The sequence below is a fragment of the Rothia sp. L_38 genome, assembly GCF_050689125.1.
Classification (GTDB): Bacteria; Actinomycetota; Actinomycetes; order Actinomycetales; family Micrococcaceae; genus Rothia.
The window spans coordinates 1-3,314 of sequence record NZ_JBOEQD010000026.1; the positions used below are offsets into that span (position 1 = coordinate 1).

The 3,314-nt window shown below is 47.3% G+C and carries 4 protein-coding genes; all 4 read right to left on the reverse strand.

What is annotated here, in order from left to right; all coding sequences use genetic code 11:
- Positions 1-104: 104 nt before the first annotated feature.
- Positions 105-314, reverse strand: a complete 210-nt coding sequence (locus tag ACRCJM_RS11905) for a DUF4411 family protein (RefSeq protein ID WP_431465078.1) — start codon at positions 312-314, stop codon at positions 105-107.
- On the reverse strand, positions 314-640 hold the full coding sequence (locus ACRCJM_RS11910) for a hypothetical protein (protein ID WP_431465079.1): 327 nt from the start codon (positions 638-640) through the stop codon (positions 314-316). Before ACRCJM_RS11910 ends, ACRCJM_RS11905 begins: the two co-directional genes overlap by 1 nt.
- Before the next feature lie 56 nt (positions 641-696).
- On the reverse strand, positions 697-1,242 hold the full coding sequence (locus ACRCJM_RS11915) for an ImmA/IrrE family metallo-endopeptidase (RefSeq protein WP_431465080.1): 546 nt from the start codon (positions 1,240-1,242) through the stop codon (positions 697-699).
- A gap of 740 nt (positions 1,243-1,982) precedes the next feature.
- Positions 1,983-3,059, reverse strand: a complete 1,077-nt coding sequence (locus tag ACRCJM_RS11920; RefSeq protein WP_431465081.1) for an Abi family protein — start codon at positions 3,057-3,059, stop codon at positions 1,983-1,985.
- Positions 3,060-3,314 lie beyond the last annotated feature (255 nt).

The following is a 3,314-nucleotide window of genomic DNA, read 5'->3' on the forward strand; positions in this document are numbered from 1 at the left end:
TCCCAAATCAGCCACACTCAAAAACTCGTCTGCAGCGGACTGCGTGCAGCTCTGCCCTTCCGCCCAATCAGCAATCTGGACCATCGCCTGAATAGTTGTATCATCTATCTCCTTGAAAAAGAGAGGTCTGTTTTGGCCCAGTCCGCTAGAGCATTATTATCCTCCTTCAGCTCTTCCAGAACAGATTTAATGCTCACCAGCGCACCAGAACCAAACTGTTGATCTAGAAACTCCCAGAAGCTCGGCACAATATCGAAACCGTAGTAGCGACGATGAACATCAACAAAGATATTGGTGTCAACCAGAAAACTCATCAGACACCAACCTCACGCGCAAACTTCTCAAAAGTCTCAGTCTTCATTAACCCCAACAACCGTTGTGTATCAGGGTAAGAAGTTCTACCGCTACGAGCATCACGAACAACTGCACGGGCAAAACGCGACCTAACAATAAAGGGGTGAGTCTTATAAAATTCACCGCCAGAAGACTTCTTCTCAGCCTTCTTGCGTAGGATTTCAAAAGCACGCTCTTCAAACTCAGGGTAAACATCAGACCACTGTTCAAACGAAATCAGCTTCAAGTCTCTCAGCCTATTCAGCAGTGCTAAAGCGCTTACCCGAAAGCGCTTTGCAACTGGCATGACAGCGTCCTCAGCAAGAGAGTGTGGAGCAGCTTCCCGTACCTCATCAGCAGGCATCAAGAAAAACGCTCAGAGCGATTAGAAGCCTCCGTGTTTACAGCGTCATCAGAAACAGCAGACTCACCCAACACCAGGCGTCCCACTTCGTGCAACATAGTAAAAATCTGGGCAGAATGAGCCTCTTTACCATTCACAAAGATGAGTGGCGCGTACTCATCAAAGAGGGAGAAGCCGCTGAACTCATCAGAATCAAAAGGTCTTTTCGTGGAACCAAAATACCCGGCAACGCTAACCAGCACGTCCTGGTCTTCAAGAAAGGTAAACACCTGCTTGCGAGATTCAACGTAGTCCTGCGCCTTGGGCGCAATGATGAAACCCCACCCCTTACGCAGCTGCTGTGTAACAGCTGCCGGATTATCACTTAGGCTTGCACTCTTTACCCGAGTAACTGTGTCTAGCCCTCGATCAATTGCATAATCACTGAACCAGCTTTGCTTACGCTGCTGCGTATAAATTTCACTAGTGAGCTCTTGAGAGTAACGCTCAGAGTTGCCCGCACGTCTACGAAAATCTGGTAATGGTTTCTCAATAACCGGGGGCACTCAGCATTAGGTAGCCAAAGGGAACATGCACGCTTTTTGCAAAATCCTGTAGCTGCTTAAAGGTTGGCTGAGCAGAGCCCCCAAGCTAGTTTTCAACCAGCTCACCTTGACGGAGGGAACTCACGTCAGTAGCAGCTTGGTCCAAAGCCCAAAAAATTAGTTCCGGCTTAACCGGTACACGAACGCTCAACGCACACCCCCTCTTGAAAAATAGAAAAACTGCTCTAAGTCTAAAGCCCAGTGCAGGGTTACGGCTAGAGGTGCGTGCTTGGGGAGGAAAGGACGTTCAGAGATGCCAAAACAGGTTAAAGACGAAGAAACCTTCATGCGACCGGCTGGCTCTAGGTCCAGAGCTCAGCCAGCAGGAGCTGACTGCGCGGTCTAATGCATGAGGGACTACGTAATTGATACTACTGGTAAAAACATCAAACCGTAGCAAGCTATCAAAGATCTCTGTGCCCTAACTCCACAGAAGCTATATCTTTACCACCTATCAAAGTGATGCTAGCTTAGGGGCACCCCGGTGTCGCCTCTGTCTTAGTGCATGCGACCGGGGCTCTTTTAATGGCTTGGGCAGAGGGAGAAAGGGCATGTACAAAACTGCCATAATCTATCTGCTTCGTTGCTGCGTCCAGCCGTTCCAGCCTTTTGCACTGAGCCTCATCGTAAGCCTATGAGCATTATGATAGCTGTGAGGATATGCACAGGTCATGGTAGTGGGGAACGTTAGTTGCTTTGAGCTAATTTGAAAGCAATTGAGATGTGCTTCTAGCGCTTGAGAGTTGGCTTAACGAAAGGTACATCTTCCCCTGTAATGCTCCGTGCCTTCCGTCTTCGCTTATATTCGGTATTGGGGATCCTAGATCGTGAGTATCACTAGAGTCAGAGGGGCTCAGATAGTAAACTTGATATGTGCCATGAGAAAATCCGCAATGTAAAGCAGCCTTAACTAATTTCGAAATTTCTTTATCTGTTTTTTCAAGAGATTTCGCGCTTCTATCGTTAAAATTTACAGCAGCCCTATAGTCTAAAACTTTGGGAACAATCTGTTTAATTTCTCGATCTGCATAGAAAGCGATGCGCTCAATTGGCCTGTTTTTTCTGTTGGCAGGACAGATATAAAAAGGCTGACTACTCTCCTTGTAAAGGGTCCAAGCTAGCCCACCAGCGGGTACCAACATCACGTTCTTCAGTGGGCGGGCTACATCTTGTCTCCGGTCGGATAGCACCTTAATAGCATCCTGAGATATTGAATCAATCCACTCCGCAGCTTCTTTATCAATCCACTCTGCCACCTGAATTGTTTTCCTGTACTCAACAAGAGGGTCTAAGCCCAACAGGCTGGAATGATGAGCTACTCGGTTTCTCAACTCATTAATTGACTGTAAATAGCTAGCTGCTACTGAGCGGTCAATCTTTGCGTTGGGCATAACGTGGCGCAAGGTCTGCCTCCACAGCTCTTCGTTAGCGTCAGGTACGAACATGTTTACCCATGCTCCGAAGGTCAGATTCGAATAAATCTTACCCGCGGTAACCTCTTGGTTCTTTTTACGAAGGCGGTTAGAAATATCCGTAATCTCACCACTCAGATTCAGCCAAGGTGAGCCTGGCAGAACTGGTGAGGTAGGTGGATGTTCGATTAAGGTATCTACGATTTTGTTTCTCAGGAGCACTTCGAAATGGTGAATCACTTCAAACAGTGCGGCGCTCATTGAAGCGTTCCAACGATATAATTCAACAGCTTTGTCGTAATCATTACCTGTTTCGGACAGGTAGTCCCTAAACCGTTCCTCAGAAACCCATGCTTGAAGATCCATGTCATCAACTGTAGCATTGACACAAGAAGCCCTGGGTAGGCCTCTTAGCGTAACGTTCGCGTAGGCGCTAAAGCCCCTAGGGCTATGTTTATATCTTGAGAAACCAGCTGATACTGTTCGTCTGATGCTCTCTGCTATCGAGTGGCTATGAGGTTACCTGCATCGGCTTTCACTTGAGCAAGTACCCGTTCAGTTAACTTTGTGCATCGTATGCACAAATTTTTTGTACTGATATGTACTGGGTTCAGTCCACAC